The sequence below is a fragment of the Xanthomonas sp. NCPPB 2866 genome, from assembly GCF_041475745.2.
GTDB lineage: Bacteria > Pseudomonadota > Gammaproteobacteria > Xanthomonadales > Xanthomonadaceae > Xanthomonas > Xanthomonas arboricola.
This window is the reverse complement of record NZ_CM192975.1, coordinates 3,763,597-3,789,468: the sequence shown is the minus strand read 5'-3', so window position 1 is coordinate 3,789,468 and position 25,872 is coordinate 3,763,597. Positions and strand designations below refer to the sequence as shown.

General features: G+C 65.6%; 20 protein-coding genes. 18 read left to right on the top strand and 2 right to left on the bottom strand.

Annotated features, from left to right (window positions below):
• Positions 1-36: 36 nt before the first annotated feature.
• From ACCQ04_RS16110 to ACCQ04_RS16090, 5 genes are all read left to right on the top strand, one after another.
• Entirely contained in the window at positions 37-417 is a 381-nt protein-coding gene (locus ACCQ04_RS16110; protein WP_024938123.1) for a RidA family protein, read from the top strand.
• Positions 418-446: 29 nt separating this feature from the next.
• Positions 447-2,594, top strand: coding sequence for an ATP-dependent DNA helicase RecG (gene recG / locus ACCQ04_RS16105; RefSeq protein WP_226427400.1), 2,148 nt, complete (start codon positions 447-449; stop codon positions 2,592-2,594).
• 121 nt (positions 2,595-2,715) lie between these two features.
• On the top strand, positions 2,716-3,654 hold the full coding sequence (locus tag ACCQ04_RS16100; RefSeq protein WP_126966769.1) for a nucleoside hydrolase: 939 nt from the start codon (positions 2,716-2,718) through the stop codon (positions 3,652-3,654).
• A 71-nt stretch (positions 3,655-3,725) separates the two neighbouring features.
• Positions 3,726-3,968 (top strand): type B 50S ribosomal protein L31, encoded by a 243-nt coding sequence (locus ACCQ04_RS16095; RefSeq protein WP_024938126.1) that lies wholly within the window; start codon positions 3,726-3,728, stop codon positions 3,966-3,968.
• 228 nt (positions 3,969-4,196) lie between these two features.
• Positions 4,197-5,486 carry a citrate synthase gene (locus ACCQ04_RS16090; RefSeq protein WP_024938127.1) on the top strand — a complete coding sequence of 430 codons (1,290 nt, stop codon included), beginning with the start codon at positions 4,197-4,199 and terminating at the stop codon, positions 5,484-5,486.
• A gap of 102 nt (positions 5,487-5,588) precedes the next feature.
• On the opposite strand, the gene ACCQ04_RS16085 is transcribed toward ACCQ04_RS16090, so the two are convergent.
• Entirely contained in the window at positions 5,589-6,239 is a 651-nt protein-coding gene (locus ACCQ04_RS16085; protein WP_039519223.1) for a hypothetical protein, read from the bottom strand.
• A 219-nt stretch (positions 6,240-6,458) separates the two neighbouring features.
• The gene (locus ACCQ04_RS16080; protein WP_227023994.1) at positions 6,459-8,885 is read right to left on the bottom strand and encodes a penicillin-binding protein 1A; all 2,427 of its coding nucleotides are present in this window, start codon (positions 8,883-8,885) and stop codon (positions 6,459-6,461) included.
• A 214-nt stretch (positions 8,886-9,099) separates the two neighbouring features.
• Between ACCQ04_RS16080 and ACCQ04_RS16075 the strand changes: the two genes are divergently transcribed.
• The 13 genes from ACCQ04_RS16075 (at position 9,100) to tkt (ending at position 25,479) form a co-directional block, all read left to right on the top strand.
• The gene (locus tag ACCQ04_RS16075; RefSeq protein WP_039423791.1) at positions 9,100-10,158 is read left to right on the top strand and encodes a pilus assembly protein PilM; all 1,059 of its coding nucleotides are present in this window, start codon (positions 9,100-9,102) and stop codon (positions 10,156-10,158) included.
• Entirely contained in the window at positions 10,158-10,931 is a 774-nt protein-coding gene (locus ACCQ04_RS16070; protein ID WP_024938131.1) for a PilN domain-containing protein, read from the top strand. The genes ACCQ04_RS16075 and ACCQ04_RS16070 overlap by 1 nt, the downstream gene beginning before the upstream one ends.
• Positions 10,928-11,593 (top strand): type IV pilus inner membrane component PilO, encoded by a 666-nt coding sequence (locus tag ACCQ04_RS16065; protein ID WP_024938132.1) that lies wholly within the window; start codon positions 10,928-10,930, stop codon positions 11,591-11,593. Before ACCQ04_RS16070 ends, ACCQ04_RS16065 begins: the two co-directional genes overlap by 4 nt.
• Entirely contained in the window at positions 11,590-12,123 is a 534-nt protein-coding gene (locus ACCQ04_RS16060) for a pilus assembly protein PilP (protein WP_024938133.1), read from the top strand. Before ACCQ04_RS16065 ends, ACCQ04_RS16060 begins: the two co-directional genes overlap by 4 nt.
• Before the next feature lie 19 nt (positions 12,124-12,142).
• Complete coding sequence (locus ACCQ04_RS16055) at positions 12,143-14,038, top strand: type IV pilus secretin PilQ (protein ID WP_039519233.1); 1,896 nt, start codon at positions 12,143-12,145, stop codon at positions 14,036-14,038.
• Positions 14,039-14,321: 283 nt separating this feature from the next.
• The gene (locus tag ACCQ04_RS16050) at positions 14,322-15,341 is read left to right on the top strand and encodes an AAA family ATPase (protein WP_065032777.1); all 1,020 of its coding nucleotides are present in this window, start codon (positions 14,322-14,324) and stop codon (positions 15,339-15,341) included.
• Positions 15,342-15,363: 22 nt separating this feature from the next.
• Entirely contained in the window at positions 15,364-16,326 is a 963-nt protein-coding gene (locus ACCQ04_RS16045; protein WP_167709587.1) for a DUF58 domain-containing protein, read from the top strand.
• Positions 16,327-16,328: 2 nt separating this feature from the next.
• Entirely contained in the window at positions 16,329-16,790 is a 462-nt protein-coding gene (locus ACCQ04_RS16040) for a DUF4381 domain-containing protein (protein WP_047129725.1), read from the top strand.
• Positions 16,787-17,794 carry a vWA domain-containing protein gene (locus ACCQ04_RS16035; protein ID WP_226427399.1) on the top strand — a complete coding sequence of 336 codons (1,008 nt, stop codon included), beginning with the start codon at positions 16,787-16,789 and terminating at the stop codon, positions 17,792-17,794. Before ACCQ04_RS16040 ends, ACCQ04_RS16035 begins: the two co-directional genes overlap by 4 nt.
• Entirely contained in the window at positions 17,791-19,644 is a 1,854-nt protein-coding gene (locus ACCQ04_RS16030; protein ID WP_372358560.1) for a VWA domain-containing protein, read from the top strand. Before ACCQ04_RS16035 ends, ACCQ04_RS16030 begins: the two co-directional genes overlap by 4 nt.
• The gene (locus ACCQ04_RS16025; RefSeq protein WP_226427397.1) at positions 19,641-21,380 is read left to right on the top strand and encodes a BatD family protein; all 1,740 of its coding nucleotides are present in this window, start codon (positions 19,641-19,643) and stop codon (positions 21,378-21,380) included. Before ACCQ04_RS16030 ends, ACCQ04_RS16025 begins: the two co-directional genes overlap by 4 nt.
• Positions 21,381-21,917: 537 nt before the next feature.
• Positions 21,918-23,198, top strand: coding sequence for a dicarboxylate/amino acid:cation symporter (locus ACCQ04_RS16020; RefSeq protein WP_102253528.1), 1,281 nt, complete (start codon positions 21,918-21,920; stop codon positions 23,196-23,198).
• A 280-nt stretch (positions 23,199-23,478) separates the two neighbouring features.
• Positions 23,479-25,479 (top strand): transketolase, encoded by a 2,001-nt coding sequence (tkt, locus tag ACCQ04_RS16015; RefSeq protein WP_226427396.1) that lies wholly within the window; start codon positions 23,479-23,481, stop codon positions 25,477-25,479.
• Positions 25,480-25,872 lie beyond the last annotated feature (393 nt).

Genomic DNA, 25,872 nt, shown 5'->3' with positions numbered 1-25,872 from the left:
CTAAACTGCAGCACACATCTTTGCAGTGGAGCTTCCATGTCCCAGATCATCCATACCGACCAGGCGCCTGCCGCCATTGGCCCCTATTCCCAGGCCGTGCGTGCCGGCAACACGGTGTATTTCTCCGGGCAGATCCCGCTGGATCCGGCCACCGGCGAGATCGTGCCGGGCGATGTCGGCGTGCAGGCACGCCGCGCGTTCGACAACCTCAAGGCGGTGGCCGAAGCCGCCGGTGGCTCGCTCGACAAGATCGTGCGGCTGGGCCTGTACCTCACCGATCTCGGCCAGTTCGCCGCCGTCAACGCAGTGATGCAGGAGTATTTCCAGGCGCCGTTCCCGGCGCGTTCGACCATCGAGGTCTCCGGCCTGCCCAAGGGTGCCGGCTTCGAGGTCGACGCGGTGATGGTGCTCGACTGATCCAGCTCGTCTGACTCGAGCGCCCTGCCGTGCCGCGCGCAGCGACCGTCACCCCGCGCCTGGCCGTCGCAGGCCAGGCCTCGCTTGCCAGCCTGCCCGGCGTCGGCCCCAAGGTGGCCGAGAAGTTCGCTGCGCGCGGCATCTTGACGCTACAGGATCTGTGGCTGCATCTGCCGTTGCGCTACGAAGACCGCACCCGGCTGACCACGATCGCGCAGTTGCAGAGCGGCGTGCCGGCGCAGATCGAAGGGCGTGTGGATGCGGTGGAGCGTGGCTTCCGTTACCGGCCGGTGTTGCGGGTGGCGGTCTCGGACGAGTCGCACGGCAGCGTGGTGCTGCGCTTCTTCCATTTCCGCGCGGCGCAGGTCGCGCAGTTCGCACCGGGCACGCGACTGCGGGTGTTCGGCACGCCCAAGCCGGGACAGAACGGCTGGGAAATCGTGCACCCCAGTTACCGCGTGCTGGCACCGGACGAGGATGCCGGGCTGGGCGACAGCTTGGATCCGGTCTATCCGGTGCTGGAAGGCGTGGGCCCGGCCACGTTGCGCAAACTCATCGGCCAGGCGCTGGAGCGCTTGCCGGCCGAGGCCGCGCTGGAACTGCTGCCGCCGCATTGGCTGCAGGACGAACAACTACCGTCGCTGCGCAGCGCGCTGCTGACCATGCATCGCCCGCCGGTGAACACCGACCCGCAGCAGCTGCTCGCAGGCGGGCATCCGGCCCAGCAGCGTTTAGCGATCGAAGAACTGCTGGCGCATCAGCTCAGCCTGCGTCGCCAGCGCATCGCCTTGCAGCGCTTCCGCGCACCGCTGCTGCCTGGCAACGGCACCCTGGTGCGGCAACTGCGCGCGGCGTTGCCGTTCCAGCTTACCGGTGCGCAGCAGCGCGTGTTCGCGCAGATTGCCCGCGATCTGGCAAAACCGTCGCCGATGCTTAGGCTGGTGCAGGGCGATGTCGGCAGCGGCAAGACCGTGGTCGCCGCATTGGCGGCGATGCTGGCGGTAGAGCAGGGCAAGCAGGTCGCACTGGCAGCGCCGACCGAGCTGCTGGCCGAGCAGCACCTGACCAATCTGCGTGGCTGGTTGGAACCGCTGGGCGTGCGCATCGTCTGGCTGGCCGGCAAGGTCACCGGCAAGGCACGCGCTGCGGCAATGGCCGAGGTGGCCTCCGGCCAGGCGCAGGTGGTGGTCGGCACCCACGCCCTGATGCAGGACGCGGTGGTCTTCCACGATCTGGCGCTGGCCATCATCGACGAGCAGCACCGCTTCGGCGTGCATCAGCGCCTGGCCTTGCGCGACAAGGGTGCGGCCGCCGGCAGCGTGCCGCATCAGTTGGTGATGACCGCCACGCCGATCCCGCGCACCCTGGCGATGTCCACCTATGCGGATCTGGATGTCTCGGCCATCGACGAGCTGCCGCCCGGGCGCACGCCGGTGCAGACCATCGTGCTCAGTGCCGAGCGCCGGCCGGACCTGGTCGAGCGCATCCGCGCCGCCTGCGCCGAAGGGCGTCAGGCGTACTGGGTCTGCACCTTGATCGAAGAAAGCGAAGAGCCCGGCAAGGGCGCGCCCCCCGGTGGCCCGCCGAGGATCGAGGCCCAGGCGGCGGAGGCCACCTTCGAAGCGCTGTCCGCGCAATTGCCCGGCGTGCGCGTGGCGCTGGTGCACGGGCGCATGAAGGCGGCGGAAAAACAGAAGGCGATGCTGGATTTCAAGCAGGGCCGTACCGATCTGCTGGTCGCCACCACGGTGATCGAGGTCGGCGTGGACGTGCCCAACGCCTCGCTGATGATCATCGAGAATGCCGAGCGCCTGGGTCTGGCGCAGTTGCATCAGTTGCGCGGCCGGGTCGGTCGCGGCGCGGCCGCGTCCAGCTGCGTGCTGCTGTACCAGGCCCCGTTGTCGATGATGGCGCGGCAACGCCTGGAAACCATGCGGCAGACCAACGACGGCTTCGTGATCGCAGAAAAGGATCTGGAGCTTCGCGGTCCTGGCGAATTGCTGGGCACGCGGCAGACCGGCCTGGCCAGTTTCCGCATCGCCGATCTCACCCGCGATGCCGGGCTGCTGCCGCGCGTGCAGGTGCTCGCCGAACGGCTGCTGGCCGAAGCGCCGGACATTGCCGACCGCGTGGTCGCGCGCTGGATCGGCAGCGCGGTGCGTTATGCCGCTGCTTGAGTGGCGGGGATTGGGGATTGGGGATTGGTCAGAGCTGGCTGCTGCGGCCTGTAGGTTCGCGTGACCGGCCGATCCTTGCGAAGATGCGGCAACGAATCCCGAATGACCAATCTCCAATCCCATGACCAAAAAGATACCGCTGCTGATCGACACCGACCCGGGCGTGGACGACGCGCTGGCCTTGCTGATGGCCTTCAACGACACCCGGCATGAGGTCGTTGGGCTGACCATCGCCGCCGGCAACGTGGGCCTGGAGCACACCGTGCGCAACGCCTTGAAGGTGTGCGAGATTGCCGGGCGCGACGATGTGCCGGTCTATGCGGGCTGCCCGCAGCCGCTGCTACATCCCTCGGTGGACGCGGCGCATGTGCATGGCATCGACGGCTTCGGCGATGTCGGCCTGGCGCCGGCCAAGCGCACTGCCGAGACCGAGCACGCCGCGCTGGCCATCCTGCGCCTGTCGCACGAATACGCCGGCGAGCTGCTGCTGGTCGCGCTCGGTCCGCTGACCAATCTGGCCCTGGCCCTGACGCTGGATCCGACCCTGCCGCAGCGCGTGGCGCGGCTGGTGGTGATGGGCGGGGCGCTGACCGGGCACGGCAACATCACCGCCGCGGCCGAATTCAATATCGGCTTCGACCCGGAAGCGGCACATATCGTATTCCGCGGTTTTCCGCAGTTCGACGTGGCCGACTGGGAAGCCACCATCGCGCACGGGCTGCTGCATCGCGATGTCGAGCAATGGCTGGCGGCCGACTCCGCGCAGGCGCGGTTCTACGAAGAGATTTCGCGCAAGACCCGGCTGTGGTCCGAAGACAGCCGTGGCGAGCACTGGTACGCCGCCGACGCGCTGGCGATGGCGTTCGCGCTGCATCCGGAGGGCGCGCAGCGGTTGGAGCAGCGGCCGGTGCATATCGAGCTGACCGGTACGCACACCCGCGGCATGACCCTGGTGGACTGGGAGCGCCGGGATGGCACCCCCGACAATGCCAACCTGCTGCTGGACTACGATCGCCCGCAATTCTTCGGCCTGGTTGCCGCGGCTCTGGCGGCGGGTTAAGGCGATCTTGCGCCGGGCGTCTGGAGGCCGCTATAATGCCCGGCTTATCCAGGCAGCCCGGCGCCAAGTCCATGAAAGATAACGTTCATCCCAGCTACAACGACGTCGTCTTCCACGACGTGACGTCCGATTTCAAGATTCTGACCCGTTCCACCATGAGCTCGAAAGAGACCGTGAAGTGGGAAGACGGCCAGGAATACCCGCTGATCAAGGTGGATATCTCCTCGGCCTCGCACCCGTTCTATACCGGCAAGCACAAGGTGATCGACACCGGCGGCCGGATCGACAAGTTCCAGAAGCGCTACGCGCGCTGAGCTTGCAGGACGGGCTGTACCGGCAGCGGCCGCGCATTGCGCGGCCGTTGTTTTTTGGGCGGCGGCAACTTCGTTTTCACGCCTTCGACGGGGCGTCTACGACTTCTGTCCAAGCGACGGCCAAAATGTTGCTGTGCGATAATGACGTGATCCGGGGCGATGCCCTGGACTTCCATCACGTGCCTGCCCATTTGGTGACAGGCGCCTTCCACTGAAGGAGCGTACACAGTGTCCGATCTTGATCAGGTCACGCTCAACGCCGGCGACAAGTCGGTCGTTCTGCCGGTTCTCAAGCCCACGCTTGGCAATGATTGCGTCGATATTTCAAAGCTGACCAAAGAAACCGGTCTGTTCACCTACGACTCGGGCTTTACCGCCACCGCCAGCTGCAAGTCGGCCATCACCTACATCGATGGCGACAACGGCGTGCTGCTGTATCGCGGCTACCCGATCGAACAGTTGGCCGAGAAGTCCAGCTTCCTCGAAGTCTCGTACCTGCTGATGAACGGCGAGCTGCCGACCGCGGACGAATTCAAGAAGTTCGACCACGAAGTCACGCATCACACGATGATGCACGAGTCGCTGAAGAACTTCCTCGGTGGCTTCCGCCATGACGCCCACCCGATGGCCATGCTGGCCGGTTCGGTCGCCTCGCTGTCGGCGTTCTACCACGACACCCTGGACCTCAACGATCCGGAGCAGCGCCGCCAGGCCGCCATCCGTCTGATCGCCAAGGTTCCGACCCTGGCTGCTGCCGCGTACCGCTATTCGATCGGCTGGCCGATCCGCTACCCGCGCAACAACCTCAACTACGTCGACCGCTTCCTGCACATGATGTTCGAAGTGCCGAGCGAGCCGCTGGAGATCAATCCGGTGGTGGCCAAGGCGCTGGATCTGCTGTTCATCCTGCATGCCGATCACGAGCAGAACGCCTCGACCTCGACCGTGCGTCTGGTCGGTTCGACCGGTGCCAACCCGTATGCCTCGGTCGCAGCGGGCATCACCGCGCTGTGGGGCCCGGCACACGGTGGCGCCAACGAAGCCGTGCTGAAGATGCTGGAAGAGATCGGCACCGCCGACAACGTCGAGTCCGCCGTGGCCAAGGCCAAGGACAAGAACTCCTCGTTCCGTCTGATGGGCTTCGGTCACCGCGTCTACAAGAACTTCGACCCGCGCGCCAAGATCATCCGCGAGATGACCCACAAGGTGCTGGGCGAACTGGGCGTCAACGATCCGCTGCTGGAAGTGGCGCTGAAGCTGGAAGAAGCCGCGCTGAAGGACGACTACTTCGTGCAGCGCAAGCTGTACCCGAACGTCGACTTCTACTCGGGCCTGATCTACAAGGCGCTGAACATCCCGGTGGAAATGTTCACCGTGATGTTTGCCATTGCACGCACCGCCGGCTGGGTGTCGCATTGGCTGGAGCAGCAGGTCGACCCGGAAATGAAAATCGGCCGTCCGCGCCAGATCTACACCGGCTACGACAAGCGCGACTACACCGACGCCGGCCAGCGCTAAGCGCCTGCGGTTGTCTGCTTGAACGAACGCCCCGCATTGCGGGGCGTTTGCTTTTGCGGGTTGGCGTTGTGGTCAGTGGTCACGCGTCATGGCGCGCTGCGCTCAGCGCGTGCGCGGCAGGGCGTGGCCACCATCCTCTTCTGCCAACAACTGACGCAACTGGGCGGCCGAGGCGCGCTGCATCGGTTTTTCGTCCAGCTGCGACAGCGGTGCCTGGCGCAAGGCATCGTACGGCAGCACGGTCAGGTCGAAGCTCAGTTCCTCGGCACTGAACAGCCAGACCGGGAACTCGGCCGTGCGCTCGCGGTCCAGGCGCAGCCGGCGCGTACGCGATTCGGCCGGAATACGGTGTTCTTCCAGAAAGCGCTGCACGGCGTCGGCATCGTCGCTGTGCAACTGCAACTGCACCGGCGCATTGGCGTCGGCTGTGCCATCGAGCACCGGGCCGGCCAGGCGCGGCTGGAACGGGCTAAGAAACTCCAGCGCGCGCAATGCGGCTTCGCGGCGTTGGCGCAGCCGCAGCCCGTGCGCAGGCCCGGCGAACAGGCGCTGGTGCTCGCGCAACGCATCTTCGATCTCGCGGTTGCGCGGCAGCGATGCGTCGTCGTGGATGCCCAGCCGGCTGGCCGCCTTGAGCTTGGCCTGATGAAAATCACGGATGCCACCCTCGGCCATCAGCCGGGCCGCTTCGTGCGCCAGGCGATGGCGACGTTCTCGGGTTCGCGTATCGGCGTGTTCGCGCGCGTGATGCATGACCGGGCTCCCCTAATGAACCTGGTTCGACTCTACAACAGCGGCATGAAGAGGTGGCGAATGCCCCGTGTTCCCTGCAAGGGCAATCACGCAACGGTGATTACCCGTTGCCTTCTACTGAACTGAAGGCAGTCGATTCCGCGGACCCGATCGGGGAATCGAGCGGACGAAGCCGTTCCGATTCCCCAATCCCGAATCCCGATTCCCCAATCCCGGCCCTCAAAAGATATCGAACGCCTTCTCGTCCTGCTGTTCCTGCAGGCCGTAGTCGTAGTCCTGCAGGCGATCCAGGTCCTCGTTCTTCACCCATTCCACCGCACCATTGATGGTGGCCTGGGTCATGCCGTCGGGCGGATCGTTGGCGGCGATCGGCTTGTCCTTCAGCGCCACGCGCATGTAGTCGATCCAGATCGGCAGTGCCGCCTTGCCGCCGTACTCGCGATAGCCGAGCGAACGGAAGTCGTCGCGACCCACCCACACCGTGGTGGCATAGGGGCCGCCGAAGCCGGAGAACCAGGCGTCGCGGTGATCGTTGGTCGAGCCGGTCTTGCCGCCGACGTCCTCGCGCCCCAGCACCTTGGCCGCGGTGCCGGTGCCGCGCTGGACCACGTCGCGCATCATCGAGACCAGCTGATAGGCGGTACGCTCGTCGATGGCGCGCGGCGCGATCTTGGTTTCGGCAGTGGCTGCCGGGGCGGTCTCCGCCGGCGTGGCCGGCGTCGCCGTGGTCGGTTCGATCGACTTGGGCAGCGCGGGGGCGCCGAAGTTGAAGCCGTCCACCACCTGGCTCACCGGCGCGACATTGCCGCCCTGCAGGGCGCAGGTACGGCAGGCCACCGCCGGCACTTCCTTGAAGACCACATTGCCGTCGCGGTCCTTGACCTCGTCCACGATCCAGGTCTCCACCCGCGAGCCGCCGTTGGCGAACACTGCATAGCCACGCGCGACCGACAACGGCGTCAGCGAAGCCGTGCCCAGCGACATCGACAGGTTGGGCGGCAGCTCGGCTTCCTGGAAGCCGAACTGGCTGATGTACTTGCGCGCAAAATCGACGCTGATCGCGTCCAGCAAGCGGACCGAGACCAGGTTGCGGGATTGCACCAGCGCCTCGCGCAAGCGCATCGGGCCGCGGAAGCCGCCGCCGTCGTTCTGCGGCGACCAGGTCTTGCCGCGGCGGTCGCGGAACACCACCGGCGCATCGAGCACGATCGAGGCCGGGTTGAAGCCCTTCTCGAACGCGGCCGCATACACGAACGGCTTGAAGCTGGAGCCCGGCTGGCGGCGTGCCTGGGTGGCGCGGTTGAACTTGTTGCCGGCGAAGCTGAAACCGCCGACCAGCGCGCGCAGGGCGCCGCTGTTGGCATCCAGCGACACCAGCGCGGCCTGGCCGCGCGGCAACTGGTCGATGATCCACTCGCCGTCCTTCTCGCCGGCGCGGATGCGGGTCAGGTCGCCGCGCGTCAGCAGCTTGGCCGGCGTCTTGTTGGTCCAGCGACTGGCGCTGGCCGGCAAGGTGAGCTCGGTCTTGTCGCTCTGCACGACGGTCACGCCGCCGTCGGCATTGGTGCGTGCCACGATCACCGCGCGCAGGCCGCCCTGGGTGAACACGCCGGACAGGTGCTTGGCCAGTGCCGTGGCATCCGCATCGGCGGCGACATCGAAATGCTGCTCCACCCCATGCCAGCCATGCCGGTGGTCGTACAGGCGCAGGCCTTCGGCAACCGCCGCATCGGCGCCGGTCTGCAGCGTGGCATCGATGGTGGTGGTGACGTGGTAACCCTTGTTGAGCACATCGCCGCCGTACTTGGCGATCATTTCCTGGCGCACCAGCTCGGCCACGTACGGGGCGTAGACCTCGACCGGCGGCTCGTGCGGCTTGGCGTGCATCGGCACCGCCTTGGCGGCGTCGGCTTCGGCCTGGCTGACAAAGCCCAGGTCGGCCATGCGTTGCAGCACGTAGTAATCGCGGCGCTCCTGCGCGCGTTCCGGATTGCTGATCGGGTTGCCGCTGGACGGGAACTTGGGGATGCCGGCCAGCGAGGCCATCTCGTCCAGGCTCAACTCGCTCATCTTCTTGCCGTAGTAGTACTCGGCGGCAGCACCGACGCCGTAGGCGCGATTGCCGAAGAAGCTCTTGTTGAGATACAGCTCGAAGATCTCGTCCTTGCTCAGCTCACTCTCGATCTTGCGCGCCAGCAGGATCTCGGCGAGCTTGCGGGTGTAGCTGTATTCGGAGCTGAGGAAGAACTGCCGTGCAACCTGCTGGGTGATGGTCGAACCACCCGGCACGCGCTTGGCGTCGGTGCTGGCCAGCAGCCACACCGCACGGGCGATGCCCTTGTAGTCCACGCCGCCGTGTTCGTAGAAGCGCGCATCCTCCGTCGCCAGGAAGGCCTGCTTCAGGCGCAGCGGCACGTCCTTCATCTGGATGGGGTAGCGCCGGGTCTCGCCATAGACGGCCATCAGGCGGCCGTCGCTGGAATAGACGTACATCGGCTCCTGCAGCTCGACCTGCTTGAGCGACTGCACGTCCGGCAACTTGGAGGAAATGGCGTAATACAGGCCGCCGGCAGCAATAGCGCCAAGCAGGGCGAGCACCACGAACGCGGCCAGGATCCAGCCCAGCCAACGGCGAATACGGGGCATGTAAGAGAGATTCCGATTGCAGATTTCTTGGTCACAGAGTATAGATGACGCCGGGTTTGGCTGGGGCCGAACTCTGGGGATCGCAGGAAACAGCACTGGGGTCACGTCGCGGGGCCATTGCCATGCGCGTGAAGGGCTTGTCACCTGTTAAAATTTAATTATTAATACGAGGGCGCAGACAAGCGTCCAAGTGCCCATCGGCAGGGGAGTTTCCGTGGGGCTTCTACCCAAGAGTCAATCGCCACTGATTGGTGTCGATATCAGTTCCACTGCGGTCAAGCTCTTGCAGCTGTCGCGCAGCGGGAACCGTTTCCGCGTGGAGCATTACGCGGTGGAACCGTTGCCGCCGAATGCGGTCGTGGAAAAGAACATCGTCGAGGTCGAGGCGGTCGGAGAGGCGATTCGTCGCGCCATCAACCGTTCCGGCAGCAAGGCCAAGAACGCCGCAGCCGCGGTGGCCGGGTCGGCGGTGATCACCAAGCTGATCCCGATGCCGGCCGATCTGGACGACAGCGATCTGGAAGCCCAGGTCGAACTGGAAGCCACCAATTACATTCCGTACCCGATCGAGGAAGTCAATCTCGACTTCGAGGTGCTCGGCCCGATGCCCAACAGCCCGGACATGGTCCAGGTGCTGCTGGCGGCCTCGCGCTCGGAGAATGTGGAACTGCGCCAGTCCGCGCTGGAACTCGGTGGCCTGACCGCCAAGGTCATGGACGTGGAGGCCTTCGCGGTCGAGAACGCCTTCGCCCTGGTCGCCAGCGAGTTGCCGGTGGCCGCCGATGCGGTGGTTGCGCTGGTGGACATCGGCGCGACCATGACCACGCTGAGCGTGTTGCGCTCCGGTCGCAGCCTGTATAGCCGCGAGCAGGTCTTCGGCGGCAAGCAGCTCACCGACGAGGTGATGCGCCGTTACGGGTTGACTTACGAGGAGGCCGGCCTGGCCAAGCGTCAGGGCGGCTTGCCGGAGAGCTACGAGGTCGAAGTGTTGGAGCCGTTCAAGGAGGCGACGGTGCAGCAGATCAGCCGCTTGCTGCAGTTCTTCTACGCGGGCAGCGAATTCAATCGCGTCGACTGCATCGTGCTGGCCGGCGGCTGCGCTGCGCTGTCGCGCTTGCCGGAAATGGTGGAAGAGCAGCTCGGCGTGACCACCGTGGTCGCCAACCCGCTTGCGCAGATGACGCTGGGCCCGAAGGTCCAGGCGCATGCGCTGGCGCTGGATGCGCCTGCATTGATGATCGCCACCGGCCTGGCCCTGAGGAGCTTTGACTGATGGCAAGAATCAATCTTTTGCCCTGGCGTGCCGAGCGCCGGAAGGCGCGCGAGCGTGAGTTCTATTCGATGCTGGGCTTCGCCGCGTTGGGCGGCGTGCTGCTGTCGGTCCTGATCTGGTTCTACTACGACGCGCAGATCAGCGGCCAGACCGAGCGCAATGCGTTCCTGACCGCCGAGATCGACAAGGTCAAGGCGCAGAACGAAGAGATCAAGGAGCTCGACAAGAAGAAGGACCGCCTGCTCGCCCGCAAGAAGGTGATCGAGGAACTGCAGGCCAATCGCTCGCAGATGGTGCATCTGTTCGATTCGCTGGTGCGCACCATCCCCGATGGCGTGGCCTTGACCAACATCAAGCAGGACGGCGACATCCTGACCCTGGAAGGGCGTTCGCAGTCCAACGCGCGCGTCAGTACCTACATGCGCAACCTGGAAGGCTCGGGCTGGATGACCAATCCGGACCTGTCGATCATCGAGGCCAAGAGCCAGGACAAGGCTGGGCAGCCCGCGGGACCGTCGATGGACACCAAGACGCTGCCGTACGTATTCACGCTCAAGGTCAAGCTGGCCAATCCGAACGAGGCCGACAAGAACGGCACCGCACCGGTCGATGCGCAAGCGCCGGGTGCAACGCCAGCCGGTACGGCCCCTGCGGGTGCGCCAGCGGCGGCACCTGCAGCACCTGCGCCTGCCACGTCGCCGGCCGCTGCTCCTGCACCCGTGCAGCCAGCGCCGGCGTCCGCCAATCGGCCGCAGGAGGGGGCGGCGTCATGAGTAAGAAAGCATTCAAGCTCAGCGATCTGGATTTCAACAACATCGGCGGCTGGCCGCAGCAGGCACGCATCGTGTTCTGCGTGGTGGTCGGCCTGTTCATCATGGTGCTGGCCTGGTTCCTGTTGATCAGCGGCAAGCGCGATGAACTCGAAGGCCTGGAAGGCACAGAAACGCAGCTGCGCACCGAGTTCGAGACCCAGCAGGGCCGCGCGGTGAATCTGGAGCCGCTCAAGCAGCAGCTCGCGCAGATGGAGCAGGTACTGCAGCAGATGCTGCGGCAGCTGCCCAGCAAGACCGAAATGCCGGATCTGATCATCGACATCTCGCAGACCGCGCTGTCCAGCGGCCTGTCCAACGAGTTGTTCCAGCCGGGCCCGGAATCACCGAAGGAGTTCTACGCCGAAAAGCCGATCGCCTTGCGCATGGTGGGCAGTTATCACCAGTTCGGTGCCTTCGTCAGCGGTGTGGCGTCGTTGCCGCGCGTGGTGATCCTGACCATGCACGACATCAACCTCAAGCCGAGGGACCCCAAGGCCGGCATCACCCCGCGCGGGGCGCTGGAACTGTCCGGCACGGTCAAGACCTATCGTTATCTTGACGATGAGGAAATGGCCGAGCAGGAGAAGGCCGCGGCCGACGCTGCGAAGAAGGGCGGCCAATGACCATGAAACTGCTCAAGATCCTGTCCTGCGTGGCGCTAATTGCTGTATTGCCGGCGTGTACGCGCGGTGTGACCAGCACACCGGGTGATGCGCCGAACCTGGAAGCCTGGGTCGCCGAAGTGCGCGCACGGCCGGCGCCGCCGTTGGAGCCATTGCCGGTGATGCAGCAGTTCGAGACGTTCGAATATGCGGCGCAGTCGATGCGCGACCCGTTCAGCGATGCCTGGGTCAGCGCCGAAGGCGGCAACGGCACGCGTCCGGATCCGAACCGGCGCAAGGAGCCGCTGGAAGCCTATCCGCTCGACGCCCTCGACATGGTGGGGACCATTGGCGGTGGCTCGGGCCTGGTTGCGCTGGTCATGGCACCCGACAAGGTGACCTACCGGGTGCGGCCGGGCGTGTATCTGGGACAGAGCGATGGCCGGGTCACCGGGGTCTACGAAGACCGCATCGAGCTGATTGAACTTGTGCCGGACGGTGCGGGCGGATGGCTTGAACGGCCGGCCGCGCTCGCATTGGATGATCAATAAAGTGATAGGGGATAGCACGATGACGTTTTCCAATGCCCGGCGGCTGCGTCCGGTTCGACGCCACGCGGTATTCCAGGCCTGCGCGATGGGGTTCGCGCTGGCGCTGGCGAGCGGTAGCGCGTTCTCGGCGGCGGCACTGAAGCAGCCTGTGCAGGACCCGGCCAAGACCGCTCCGGCGAGCCTGGCAGTGTCCAAGATCGATTTCAAACGTGGTGAGGATGGCGCTGGCCGTCTGATCCTGCAGTTCGACGGCCAGGGCGCCAGCCCCGATCTGCGCACGCAGGGCGACAACGTGCTGGTCGACATCAGCAACGCACGCCTGCCCGCCGAACTGCAGCGCCCGCTCAACGTCACCGACTTTGCAACGCCGGTGCAGCGCGTCGAGGTCAAGCCGTCGGGCTCGGGGTCGCAGCTGGTGCTGTCGACCAAGGGCGCGTTCGATTCGCTGGCCTACCAGACCGGCAACGAATACGTGGTCGAAATCACTCCGCGCAAGGGCCAGCCCGCTGTCGGTGGCGTCAGCGCCGCAGCCGTCACCCAGGCCGCCGCACAGATCGCTGCGCGCGGTTACAGCGGCCGCCCGGTGACGTTCAACTTTCAGGACGTGCCGGTACGCACCGTGCTGCAGCTGATCGCCGAGGAATCCAACCTCAATATCGTCGCCTCCGATACCGTGCAGGGCAATGTCACGCTGCGCCTGATGAACGTGCCGTGGGACCAGGCGCTGGACATCGTGCTGCGCGCCAAGGGGCTGGACAAGCGCCGCGACGGCGGCGTGGTGTGGGTCGCCCCGCAGCCGGAGCTGGCCAAGTTCGAGCAGGACAAGGAAGACGCCCGCATCGCGATCGAGAACCGCGAGGATCTGATCACCGATTACGTGCAGATCAATTACCACAATGCGGCCGTGATCTTCAAAGCGCTGACGGAGGCCAAGGGGATTGGTGGCGGTGGCGGTGGTCAGGGCGGCGGCGGTGCTGGGCAGCAGGACAACGGATTTTTGTCGCCGCGTGGTCGTCTGGTCGCTGATGAGCGTACCAACACGTTGATGATCAGTGATATTCCGAAGAAGGTCGCGCAGATGCGCGAGCTGATTTCGCATATCGATCGGCCAGTGGATCAGGTATTGATCGAAAGCCGCATCGTGATCGCGACCGATACGTTTGCACGTGACTTGGGGGCGCGCTTTGGTATTGCTGGGCGTCGTCAGTATGGCGACAACACTGGCGTTATCAGCGGTAGTACAACGAATAATGTATCTATTATAAACGATGGATTGCACAACGTACCTGCGGGACTGAACTTTAATCTGCCTGCTGGAACATTCACTACTAGCACTGCAGGTTCAATTGCTTATACCTTGCTAGGGCGGAATTTTGCTCTCGACATGGAATTGTCGGCGATGCAGGAGGAGGGGCGTGGTGAGGTTGTTTCCAATCCTCGGATCGTGACAGCGAATCAGCGTGAAGGCGTGATTAAACAGGGCCGTGAAATCGGTTATGTGACAATTAGTGGCTCAGGCAACGGCGGCCAGGCACAGGCAAATGTTCAGTTCAAGGAAGTGTTGTTGGAGCTCAAGGTCACACCTACAATCACCAATGATAATCGTGTCTTTTTGAACATGAATGTGAAAAAAGATGAGGTTGCCAGGTTTATCGTGCTTCAGGGCTACGGTACGGTCCCTGAAATCAATAGGCGCGAAGTTAATACCGCCGTTCTGGTTGGGGATGGCGAGACTGTAGTCATTGGTGGAGTTTACGAGTTTACTGATCGTGAGAGCATTGCAAAGGTTCCGTTCTTGGGCGACATTCCGTTCCTTGGAAATTTGTTTAAGAAGCGTGGGCGAAGCAAGGAGAAGGCCGAGTTGTTGGTTTTCGTAACTCCAAAGGTACTGCGTGTAGCGAGCGCTACTCCTTGAGATAGCATAAATACAAAAAAAGGCCGCGAGAGCGGCCTTTTTTTTGCGGTGTTGGATGTGGGTAGTTGTCCATTGCGTGTGATTACCGTGCTCCGGCTGTAGCGGTACTTCGATCTCAAGATTGAACAATCCCGAGAACTGCTGTCCTGACTTTTTGGTTCAATCAGCTTGCCTCCCCGCCAGGCCGCGATGCGGGTGACGCGCGTCATACTCGGGTTCACTCACTGAACAACCCAAAGCCGCTCAGTGAACCAATTGCGCTCGAATCGGTCACACTGGTCCTATGAACGCACCGCCGCTGTTGCCCCCAGAAGCCGCTGCCGCGCCCGCCCAGGACCGGTTGCATCGTCAATTCACCCTGCTGCGCGAGTCGCTGGCGCAGCGCATCGTGGGCCAGTCTGCGCTGGTCGAACGATTGCTGATCGCCCTGCTGGCCGACGGGCACCTGCTGGTCGAGGGCGCGCCCGGGCTGGCCAAGACCACCGCGATCCGCGCGCTGGCCTCGCGGCTGGAGGCGGATTTCGCGCGGGTGCAGTTCACCCCTGACTTGCTGCCGTCCGATCTGACCGGCACCGAGATCTGGCGGCCGCAGGACAGCCGGTTCGAGTTCATGCCCGGGCCGATCTTCCATCCGATCCTGCTGGCCGACGAGATCAATCGTGCACCGGCCAAGGTGCAGTCGGCACTGCTGGAGGCGATGGGTGAGCGTCAGGTCACCGTCGGGCGGCATACCTATGCGCTGCCGCAGCTGTTCCTGGTGATGGCCACGCAGAACCCGATCGAGCAGGAAGGCACCTTCCCGTTGCCCGAGGCGCAGCTGGATCGCTTCCTGATGCACGTGCGTATCGGCTATCCACAGGCCGATGCCGAGGCGGAGATCCTGCGTCTGGCACGTGAGGCCGCGCGCGACACCCTGGAAAAGCACGAGACGGTACCCGACAAGATCCCGCTGGAAGATGTCTTTGCCGCGCGTCGGGTGGTGCTGGACGTGCATCTGGCGCCGCAGCTGGAGCGTTACCTGATCGAGATCGTGCTCGCGTCGCGCGATGCGCAGCGCTACGACCCGGCACTGGCGCGGCGGATTGCCTGGGGCGCGAGCCCGCGTGGGTCGATCGCACTGGAGCGCTGCGCACGGGCGCGTGCATGGCTGGCCGGGCGCGACTACGTGACCCCGGACGATATCCGCGCAATCGCGCCGGACGTGCTGCGCCATCGCGTGCTGCCCAGCTACGAAGCCACTGCCGAAGGCTGGGATGGCGAGCGCCTGGTCGCCGCCTTGCTGGAAAAGATTCCGCTGCCCTGATCGGGTAGCGTGTCGCCGAGGTATGCCGTCCTCTGACCAGAATCCGATGTCTTCGATGCCGTCTTCTTCCCCTGTCACCGCTCCGGCGTCGATCGCCGGCGATGGACTGCGGCCGACGCTGACGGAGCTGATCGCGCTGCGTGGCACCACGACCCATCGCGGGCAGCCAGGGCGTGGCCGCCACGGGCTGGTGGGGCCGGTGCCGGCGGCAACGCGTGGGCGCGGGATGGAATACGCCGAGTCGCGCGAGTACGTGGCCGGCGACGATGCGCGGCATATCGACTGGCGCGTCACCGCGCGTACCGGGCGCGCGCACACCAAATTGTTCCAGGCCGAGCGCGAACGCTTGAGCCTGATTGTGGCCGATACCGCACCGGCGCTCTTCTTCGGCACGCGGGTGCGCTACAAATCGGTACAGGCCGCCCGTGCCGGCGCCGTCGCGGCGTGGCTGGCGCAGCGGCAGGGCGACCGGATCGCCGCGCTGCGTGGCACTGCCAGCGAAGCGCCGATTGCACCGCGCTCGGGTCAACGCGGCGTGTTGCCGGTGCTGGATGCGTTGGCGCGCTGGTACACCCAGCAGCCGTCCGGCGATGCGGGCCTGGAGGTGGCACTGGACCATGCCGCGCGGTTGCTGCGCCCGGGTGCGCGGCTGACCGTGCTGGCCGATGCGCGCAGCGCCAGCAGGATTTCTGCCACGCGCTGGTCGGGCCTGGCCTTGCATCACGAGGTGGTGGTGATCGTGCTGGTCGACCCGCTGGAGCTGGCGCCACCGGCCCGCGCACTCAGCTTCGATGTGCGCGGCGAGCGCATCGCGATCGATCTGTCCACGCAGGCCGGACGTGCGCGTTGGCAGGCCGAATTCGTGGCGCCGTTGGAACAATTGACCGCGGTCCTGCAGGCACGCGGTGTGCGCTTGCATCGCCTGTCCACCGACGATGCCAGCGATGCCTGGTTGGGCGGCAGCAGCGCCGTGCGGAGTCGATGACGATGTCGCCGCAATCGCTGCCGCTACGCGATGTCCATCTGCCGCCATCGCCGCCGTGGTGGCCGCTGGCGCCGGGCTGGTGGCTGGTGATCGCCGCAGTGGTCCTGGTGCTTGGCAGCGCATGGTGGTGGTGGCGTCGCCGTCGTCAGCAGCAGCGGCGCTGGCTGGCGGCCTTCGATGCCGAGCTGCAGCGCGCAACGACCCCCGCACAGCGCCTGGCCGCGTTGTCGGTGTTGCTGCGACGCGCAGCGCGCAGCGTCGATGCGCAGGCCGACCGGCTGCAGGGCGAGGCATGGCTGCAGTTTCTGGACGGGCGCAAGAGCAAGACGCAGGCCTTTTCGCAGGGACCGGGGCGCGCGCTGCTGGACGGCGGCTTTCAACGTGCGCCGGCGGTGACCGATCTGGATGCGGTGCAGGCGCTGGCGCGGCAGCGGTTTCTGAGTCTGATGCGAGGCCGGCGATGAACTGGCTGCAATGTTCGCAATGGCAGGATGCGCTGGCGCACTGCGCATGGCCGTGGGCATGGTGGTTGATGCCGTTGCCGTTGCTGATGTGGTTCTGGCCGCAGCGCCGTGCCGATACGGCGGCGCTGCGTGTGCCTTACGCCGATCAACTGCATGCGGTTGCGCAGGCAAACAGCGCACCGGTATTGCGGGTGCCGCGCTGGCTTGCCTGGCTGGGCTGGTTTTTCCTGTGCGCAGCGCTTGCGCGCCCGCAACAATTGGGCGATGTGATCCAGCCGCCGCGCGAGGCACGGCAGATGATGCTGGCGGTGGATCTGTCCGGCAGCATGAGCGAGCCGGACATGGTGCTTGGCGGCAATGTGGTGGATCGCCTGACCGCTGCCAAGGCGGTGTTGTCGGACTTTCTGGATCGTCGCGACGGCGATCGGGTCGGCTTGCTGGTGTTCGGTCAGCGCGCCTACGCGTTGACGCCGTTGACCGCCGACCTGACCTCCGTGCGCGACCAACTGGCCGACAGCGTGGTGGGACTGGCCGGGCGCGAGACGGCGATCGGCGATGCGATCGCGTTGTCGGTCAAACGGCTGCGCGAGCAGAAGCAGGGCCAGCGCGTGGTGGTGTTGCTCACCGATGGCGTCAACACCGCCGGCGTGCTCAATCCGCTCAAGGCCGCCGAGCTTGCCAAGGCCGAAGGCGTGCGCGTGCATACGATCGCCTTCGGTGGCAATGGCGGCTATTCGTTGTTCGGCGTGCCGATTCCGGCCACGGGCAACGACGATATCGACGAAGACGGCTTGCGCAAGATCGCCGCGCAAACCGGTGGGCGCTTTTTCCGTGCCCGCGATACCGAAGAACTGGCCGGCATCTATGCCGAGCTGGATCGGCTGGAGCCGGTCAAGGCGCTCGGCCCCTCGGTGCAGCCGCGCGTGGAACGCTATTACTGGCCGTTGGGCGCTGCCATCGTGATTGCGCTGCTGGCCTATGTGTTGCCGCGGAGATGGCGATGAACGCGCTGACCGAACTGGCAGGCTGGCTGCAGTCGCTGCATCTGCTGCGCCCGGGTCTGCTGTGGGCGCTGTTGGCAATCGTGCCGGCGGCAGTGCTGTGGCAGTTGCGTCGACGCGCTGCGGACGTGTGGCAGCAAAGCGTGGATGCGCATCTGTTGCCGACCCTGCTGGTGTCCGGCAGTCGGCGGGGATGGCTGGGATTCGTGCTGGCTGCGCTGGCCTATGCGCTGGCGGTGCTGGCGATGACCGGGCCGAGCTGGCGGCAGACCGAGCGGCCGGTGTATCACTCCAGCATGCCGCTGGTGGTGGCGCTGGACCTGTCCTCCAGCATCACCGCCAACGACCTGCCACCATCGCGTCTGCTGCAGGCGCGGGCCAAGTTGGCCACGTTGTTGCGCAAGCGGGCCGGTGGCGAAGTCGCATTGCTGGTCTATGCGGGCGAGAGTTTCACCGTTGCGCCGTTGACCGAGGACACCGCCAACGTGGCGTTGTTCCTGGATGCGCTGTCGCCATCGGTGATGCCGGTGGACGGCAAGCGCGCCGATGCGGCGATCGACGCGGCCACGCAGTTGCTGCTGCAGGCGGGCTTCAAGCAAGGCGACATCCTGCTGGTCAGCGACAGCGCCGATCGTGCGGCCGGAAGTTCCGCACGGCTGGCGCGCTCGCGTGGATTCAGCGTGTCCGCGCTCGGCGTGGGGAGCACGCGCGGCGCGGCCTATCGCACCACGACCGGTGAGATTGCGCAGACAAAACTGGATGAAGGCAGCCTGCGCGATCTTGCCGGGCAGGGCGGTGGTCGCTATGCGCGCATCACCGCCGACGATGCGGACCTGCGTGCGCTGGGCGTGCTCGACCCGGCGCAACAGCCGCTGGCCGATGAAGCTGCCGAGTCCACCGGCGGCAAGACCTGGCTGGACGAGGGCTACTGGCTGCTGCTGCCGGTGATGCTGTTGGCACTGCTGGCGTTCCGGCGGCGTACGGTTGTGGCGATTCTGGCCCTGGTGTGCGTGTTGCCGCTGGCCCAACCCGCGCATGCTGCCGACGGCACCTTGTGGCAACGCGCCGATCAGGTGCAGCAGCAACGCCTGGATGCCGGCGTGCAGGCGTATCGCAAGGGCGATTTCGCCGCGGCACAAAAAGCCTTCGAAAATGTGCCCACCGATGAGGGTTTGTACAACCTCGGCAATGCGCTGGCCAGGCAGGGCCAGTACGACCAAGCGATTGCGGCTTACGACCGGGCGCTCAAGCAACATCCGGATCAGCCCGACGCCATCGCCAATCGTGCGGCGGTGGAGGCGGCGCGTAAGCGCCAGCAGCAGAACAACAAGGACGGCAAGGGCAAGGACGGCAAGGGCCAGTCCGACGACCAGAAGCAATCCGGTCAGAACGGCTCCGGCCAGAATCAGTCCGGGCAGAACAAGCAGAACGCTCCAAAGCCCGGCCAGGACGGGCAAGGCAAACAGGACTCGCAGGGTAGACAGGACGGCAAGGATCAGCCGTCTGCACAGACGCCGCAGGACGCAGCCTCGCAGGACCAGCAGTCCAAAAACGGCCAGGGCGAGCAGAGCAAGCAGGACGCAGCGCCGCAATCGGCCGATGCCAAGGCGCAGCAGCAGGCCGATGCCGCGCAGCGGCAAAAGATGCAGCAGGCGATGGCGCAGGCTGGCGACAAGGGCGCCGACGCAAACGGCAAGCAGGCCGCCGCGGCAACGGCGAACGAAACGCCGGAACAACGCGAGCAACGCCAGGCGGTGGATGCCTGGTTGCGGCGGGTGCCGGACGACCCGGGCAGTCTGCTGCGCACCAAATTCAGGCTGGAACACGAACGCAGGCAACGGGACGGACGATGATCGGCACACACCATTTGCGCCGCGCGGCGATCGGCATGTTGACCAGCGCGATGCTGCTCACCTGTGCACCGGTGGGTGCCGTCACGCGCGCGTGGCTGGATCGCGACAGCGCCAATGCCGGCGACGTGGTGATGCTGAATATCGAAACCGATCAACGCGGTGTCGATCCGGATTACACGCCGTTGCGCAACGATTTCGCGCTGGGGGCCAAGAGCGCCAACCAGCAGATGCAGGTGACCAATGGGTCGGTGACGGTGCGCGCGCTGTTCGGTGTGGTACTGACGCCGCGCAAGAGCGGCGAGCTGATCGTGCCGGCGATCCGCGTGGGTAACGAGCGCACCGAACCGTTGCGGCTGCAGGTGGGCGCGTCGGCAAGCGATGCCGGCAGCAGCGCGTCCGGCGCAGCAGCGGCGGCGCAAGGCAACGAGGATGCCTTTGTTCAGACGCAGGTGGACGATCCTCAGCCCTATGTGCAGCAAAGTGTGGGCGTGGTGGTGCGGCTGTATTTCGCCACGCAGCTGGCGTCCGGCGAGCTGGATCTGGAAGCGCCCGATGGTGCATCGCTGCAGCGCATCGGCGACGACGTCAGTTCGGTCAAGGTACTCAATAACCGCCAATACAACGTGGTCGAGCGGCGCTATCTGCTGGTGCCCGAGCGCAGCGGCCGGCTGGTGTTGCCGTCGGCGCGCTTCAATGGTCGGTCGGTCGGCGGCTTCTTCGACGACTATTTCGGTCGTGGCAATGGCGAGCTGAGTGCACGCAGCGCCAGCATCCCGCTGCAGGTACGCGCACAACCGGCCAACGCGCCGCAGCCGTGGTTGCCGCTGCGCAGCCTGCAGTTGCGTTATACGACCACGCCGCAGCGCGCCACCGCCGGTGAAGCGGCCCAGCTCGTGGTGGAGGCCAGCGCACGCGGCGCCACCCAGGCGCAGTTCCCGGAATTGCCGACCCCGAGCGTGCCCGACGCGCAGGTGTTCGCCGAGCCGCCGCAATACGAAGAACGCTTCGTGGATGGCTCGCCGCAGCTGCGGCTGACCCGCCGCTATTCGATCGTGCCCAACCGCGCCGGCCCGCTGGTGGTGCCCGGCTTGCAGGTGGCGTGGTGGGATGTGGGTGCGGCGGCAGCCAAGACCGCGGCGTTGCCGGACCTCACACTGGACGTGGCGGCAGGCAGCGGCGCGTTTGCGGCGCCCGCGCCCGCGCCAACGCCTGTAGCCAATTCATTACCGGATAACGCTGCGCCAACCGCTGCGGCTGGCACGCTGAGTCTGCAGCAGGCTGCGGCCACGCAACGGCCTTGGGGCTGGATCGCTGCGGCCATCGGCTTTGCGCTGCTGTGGATTGCCACCCTGGTGTGGGCCTTGTTACGGCGTCGCGGCGGTTCGCACGGCGCGCCGGTGATCAATGCCAGCGATGCAGCTGCGCCCGGCCGGCGTGTGACGCACGGTGTGGCCGAGCTGCGACGCGCGCTCGATACCGGCGGCATGGACGACGTGGCCGCAGTGTTGTGCGGCATGGCCGGCGTTGCCGATATCGACAGCGTGCTGGCAGCGTTGAGCGACCCGGCGCAGCGGGCGGCGGTGGCACAGATGCAGCGCGCCCGCTGGGGCGGCGATGGCGACGTGACCAGTGCACGTTCGGCATTGCGCGAGGCCTTTGCCAAGGGCCCGCGTTGGCGGCATGCCACGGCTGCGGAGCCGGAGGTCTTGGCGCCGCTGTATCCGCCGGCGCCTTGATCGGTTTCGCTGCATCGGCAACCGCTGACAGGTCCTAGGTGGTCACCATGTCCTATCTCGCTTTGAAGCTTTGATTCCGGTTGCACCTGGTTCTTCGCCTGTGCTGGTTAAAGCAAGGCGTTAGGTCTGTGGCTTCGCTACAGGGCCCTTGCCCGGCCACCATCGCGGGACACGCCGCAAGTACGTCCTTGTAGGCTCTTACGCAGCATCCATGCCGCGTAAGGTCCCGCGACGGTGGCCGGGCAAGGGCCAGTCGGGATGGTCGGTGTGCATGGTTGCAAGCAAGAACTCAAGAACGGGTCCCATGGCGTGTTTCCAAAGCGGTTGGGCATCGCGCCCCGGTACAGGCGGCTCACGCATCCGTTCTGCCTGCCCACGGCGAGCGCGCCAGATGTGTTGAACGCTCCAGCGCCCGTATCGGCTGACGTGGAGGTGCACCTACCCTCGGGCAGGCGCACCGCGGCAGGCCGGGTAGGTGGCCGCGTCGATGGCGTTTGTTAAGCTCCGGGGCTTGTGTCCAGATCAAGGCCCGACCAGATGACTGCATCCCCCGCCGCACGCCGCCCGGGCCTGCCCCTGCATTGGAAGATGGGCATTGGCTTCGCCGTCGGTCTGCTGCTGGGTCTGGCCGTCTACTACCTGGCTGGCAGCGATGCCGACTGGGTGCGCGTGGTCACCAAGTACGTCACCACGCCGTTCTCGCAGATCTTCCTCAATCTGATCTTCATGCTGATCGTGCCGCTGCTGTTTTCGGCATTGGTGATGGGCATTTCCGAAATGGGCGACATCCGTGCGCTCGGGCGCGTGGGCTGGCGCACCCTGGGCTACACCGTCGTGCTGTCCGGCGTGGCGGTGTTGCTGGGGCTGGTGCTGGTGAATGTGCTCAAGCCTGGTGCCGGCGTGGACCCGCAGCTGGCCAACCAGTTGATCCAGCAGAACGCCGAGCGCACCCGCGAGATCATCTCCAGCTCCGGCACCCAGCCGCAGGGCATGGACATGCTGTTGTCGATCGTGCCCAGCAACGTCATCGCGGCAGCGTCCAGCAACGGTGCGATCCTGTCGCTGATGTTCTTTGCGGTGATGTTCGGCGTGGGCATGGTGCTGACCGCCGACGAAAAGGTGGCCACGCTCAAGCGCGGCATCGAGGGCATCTTCGAAATCTCGATGACCCTGATCGGCTTGGTGATCCGCCTGGCGCCGTATGCGGTGGCCTGTTTCATGTTCAACCTGGCCGCGCTGTTCGGCTTTGATCTGCTGATCCGTCTGGGCGCTTACGTGGGCGTGGTGGTGCTGGCGCTGGGCCTGCACATGGTGGTCAGTTACGGGCTGGCGGTGAAGTTCGCCGGGCGCTCGCCGATCGGCTTCTTCAGGCAGACCCAGGAGGCCACGATGATGGCGTTCTCCACCGCCTCCAGTAACGCGACCCTGCCGACCGCCCTGCGCGTGGCCGACGAGATGGGCCTGCCGCCGCGGGTGTCGCGTTTCGTGCTGACCGTGGGCGCCACCGCCAACCAGAACGGCACCGCCTTGTTCGAAGGGGTGACGGTGATCTTCCTGGCGCAGTTCTTCAACGTGGACCTGAGCATCGGCCAGCAGTTCATGGTGATGCTGGTCTGCATCCTGGGTGGCATCGGCACCGCCGGCGTGCCGTCCGGCTCGCTGCCGGTAGTGGCGCTGATCTGCGCGATGGTCGGGGTCAACCCGGTCGGCATCGGCATGATCCTGGGCGTCAATCATTTCCTGGACATGTGCCGGACGGCGCTGAACGTGACCGGCGATCTGGCGCTGACGACCTTGGTTGCCAAGGGCGAGGAGTAGGGAGTCGGGAATCGGGAATGGGTAAAAGCGGGCTGTAGCGATCGGTACGGGTGATGTGAGGTCCGCTGTACCGCAGCGGTAGCCTTGGCGAGAGCGGCGTCAACCTGCAGCACTGCACCCGATTCCCGATTCCCGATTCCCGATTCCCGATTCCCGATTCCCGATTCCCGACTCCCCAATCCCCAATCCCCAATCCCCAATCCCAGCCCCCTAACGCGCTCTGTGGGAGAATAAGCGTCTCCGCTTCCAGCGGTGTTCCCCTCCGCTTCCATAGACGCCCATGACCCAGCCCACCCGCCGCCAGCTGGCCAACGCCATCCGTTTTCTCGCCGCCGATGCGGTCGAAGCCGCCAAATCCGGCCATCCCGGCATGCCGATGGGCATGGCCGATATCGCCGAAGTGCTGTGGAACGATTTCTTCCGGCACAACCCGAACAACCCGCAGTGGTTCAACCGCGACCGTTTCGTGCTGTCCAACGGCCACGGCTCGATGCTGCAGTACGCGCTGCTGCACCTGTCTGGCTACGATCTGCCGATCGAGCAGCTCAAGCAGTTCCGGCAGCTGCACAGCAAGACCGCCGGTCACCCCGAGCGCAGCGAAACCCCCGGCGTGGAGACCACCACCGGCCCGCTCGGGCAGGGTTTTGCCAATGCGGTCGGGTTCGCGCTGGCCGAGAAGTTGCTGGCGCAGCGCTACAACCGCCCGGAGCTGGAAATCGTCGATCACCGTACCTGGGTGTTCATGGGCGATGGCTGCATGATGGAAGGCATTTCCCATGAAGCCGCCTCGCTGGCCGGCACCTGGGGCCTGGGCAAGCTGGTCGCGTTCTGGGACAACAACCAGATTTCCATCGACGGCAACACCGCCGGCTGGTTCAGCGACAACACCCCGGAGCGCTTCGAGGCCTATGGCTGGCATGTGATCCGTGATGTGGACGGACATGACGCCGAGAAGATCAAGGCCGCCATCGAGGCCGCGCTGGAGAACACCGACAAGCCCACGCTGATCTGCTGCCGCACCAAGATCGGCTTCGGCGCACCGAGCAAGGCCGGCAAGGAATCCTCGCACGGCGCACCGCTGGGCAAGGAAGAACTCGAGGGCGCCCGCAAGGCGCTGGAGTGGCCGTACGGCCCCTTCGAGATTCCCGAAGAGATCTACGCCGGCTGGCGCGCAGGTGGCACCGGCACCCTGCGTCAGGCCGAGTGGGAGCAGTTGTTCGACAAGTACGGCAAGCAGTACGCGGCCGAAGCTGCCGAGCTGACCCGCCGCTCGCACGCCGAGCTGCCGGCCGACTTCATCGCCCAGGCAGATGCATACATCGCCAAGGCGCAGCAGGACGGCCAGACCATCGCCTCGCGCAAGGCCTCGCAGCTGGCGATCGAAGCGTTCGCGCCGTTGTTGCCGGAACTGATCGGCGGTTCGGCCGACTTGGCGCATTCCAACCTGACCTTGTGGAAGGCCAGCAAGTCGGTGGCCACCGATGATCCGGATGCCAACTACGTCTATTACGGCGTGCGCGAGTTCGGCATGACTGCCATCGCCAACGGCCTGGCGCTGCATGGCGGCTTCATTCCGTTCGACGCCACCTTCCTGGTGTTCAGCGATTACGCGCGCAACGGCGTGCGCATGAGCGCGTTGAATCCGGCCCATGCCATCCACGTGTACACGCACGACTCGATCGGCCTGGGCGAGGACGGCCCGACCCATCAGCCGGTGGAACACCTGGCCTCGCTGCGCTACATCCCCAACAACGATGTGTGGCGCCCGGGCGATGCGGTGGAGTCGGCGGTGAGCTGGAAGGCCGCCATCACCCGCAAGGACGGCCCGAGCTGCCTGGTGTTCAGTCGTCAGAACCTGCAGCACCAGCCGCGCAGTGACGCGCAGCTCAAGCTGATCGAGCGCGGCGGTTATGTGCTGGCCGATGCCGAAGGCGGCACGCCCGACGTGATCCTGATCGCCACCGGTTCGGAAGTCGGGCTGGCGGTGGAAGCCAAGCAGACCCTGGACGCGGCCGGGCTGAAGACGCGCGTGGTGTCGATGCCGTCGACCGATGTGTTCGATCGCCAGGATGCGGCCTATCGCGAGTCGGTGCTACCCAATGCGGTGCGCAAGCGCGTGGCGGTGGAAGCGGGCGTGACTGGCTTCTGGCGCAAGTACGTGGGCCTGGATGGCGATGTGGTCGGTATCGACACCTTCGGCGCCTCGGCACCGGCCGATCAGCTGTACGCGTACTTCAAGATCACCGCCGAGCATGTGGTGCAGGCGGCAAAGGCGCTGTAAAAGCGTCGAGTCGCTTCCAATGAAACGCCGGCGAAAGCCGGCGTTTTTGTTTGCGCTGCACGTGGCGACCTTGCATGTACGTATCGCCTCGGTCGGGGGAATCGCGGTTCTCGCGGGGGTGGGAAGGTGCCTGGCGTGTTGCGTGAGGATCACCTGGCCGGACTTGTCCGGAAGGTCGGGCAAGCCGACGTGCCTGGTGGCATGCAGGCGGCTTCCTCAGCGCGCGTCGCCCGGGTGGCCGGTGAGCAGGCGTTTGCCCGCCGGGTCGCGGCCGGAGGCCGCTGTGGCGTTCGCTCCCCGCCATTGCGATGCAGGGCGGCCTGAATTACCTGTTTAAAATGTAAATCATTCCCATTAAAATGGCGCGTTGCCACGGTCGCGTGGCACGTCCTC

Bases quoted from the DNA above. Each gene is read 5' to 3' on its own strand.
- ACCQ04_RS16110 (WP_024938123.1), top strand. From the start codon at position 37: ATGTCCCAGATCATCCATACCGACCAGGCGCCTGCCGCCATTGGCCCC.
- ACCQ04_RS16100 (WP_126966769.1), top strand. From the start codon at position 2,716: ATGACCAAAAAGATACCGCTGCTGATCGACACCGACCCGGGCGTGGAC.
- ACCQ04_RS16095 (WP_024938126.1), top strand. From the start codon at position 3,726: ATGAAAGATAACGTTCATCCCAGCTACAACGACGTCGTCTTCCACGAC.
- ACCQ04_RS16085 (WP_039519223.1), bottom strand. From the start codon at position 6,239: ATGCATCACGCGCGCGAACACGCCGATACGCGAACCCGAGAACGTCGC.
- ACCQ04_RS16080 (WP_227023994.1), bottom strand. From the start codon at position 8,885: ATGCCCCGTATTCGCCGTTGGCTGGGCTGGATCCTGGCCGCGTTCGTG.
- ACCQ04_RS16070 (WP_024938131.1), top strand. From the start codon at position 10,158: ATGGCAAGAATCAATCTTTTGCCCTGGCGTGCCGAGCGCCGGAAGGCG.
- ACCQ04_RS16065 (WP_024938132.1), top strand. From the start codon at position 10,928: ATGAGTAAGAAAGCATTCAAGCTCAGCGATCTGGATTTCAACAACATC.
- ACCQ04_RS16060 (WP_024938133.1), top strand. From the start codon at position 11,590: ATGACCATGAAACTGCTCAAGATCCTGTCCTGCGTGGCGCTAATTGCT.
- ACCQ04_RS16055 (WP_039519233.1), top strand. From the start codon at position 12,143: ATGACGTTTTCCAATGCCCGGCGGCTGCGTCCGGTTCGACGCCACGCG.
- ACCQ04_RS16050 (WP_065032777.1), top strand. From the start codon at position 14,322: ATGAACGCACCGCCGCTGTTGCCCCCAGAAGCCGCTGCCGCGCCCGCC.
- ACCQ04_RS16045 (WP_167709587.1), top strand. From the start codon at position 15,364: ATGCCGTCCTCTGACCAGAATCCGATGTCTTCGATGCCGTCTTCTTCC.
- ACCQ04_RS16040 (WP_047129725.1), top strand. From the start codon at position 16,329: ATGTCGCCGCAATCGCTGCCGCTACGCGATGTCCATCTGCCGCCATCG.
- ACCQ04_RS16035 (WP_226427399.1), top strand. From the start codon at position 16,787: ATGAACTGGCTGCAATGTTCGCAATGGCAGGATGCGCTGGCGCACTGC.
- ACCQ04_RS16030 (WP_372358560.1), top strand. From the start codon at position 17,791: ATGAACGCGCTGACCGAACTGGCAGGCTGGCTGCAGTCGCTGCATCTG.
- ACCQ04_RS16025 (WP_226427397.1), top strand. From the start codon at position 19,641: ATGATCGGCACACACCATTTGCGCCGCGCGGCGATCGGCATGTTGACC.
- ACCQ04_RS16020 (WP_102253528.1), top strand. From the start codon at position 21,918: ATGACTGCATCCCCCGCCGCACGCCGCCCGGGCCTGCCCCTGCATTGG.
- tkt (WP_226427396.1), top strand. From the start codon at position 23,479: ATGACCCAGCCCACCCGCCGCCAGCTGGCCAACGCCATCCGTTTTCTC.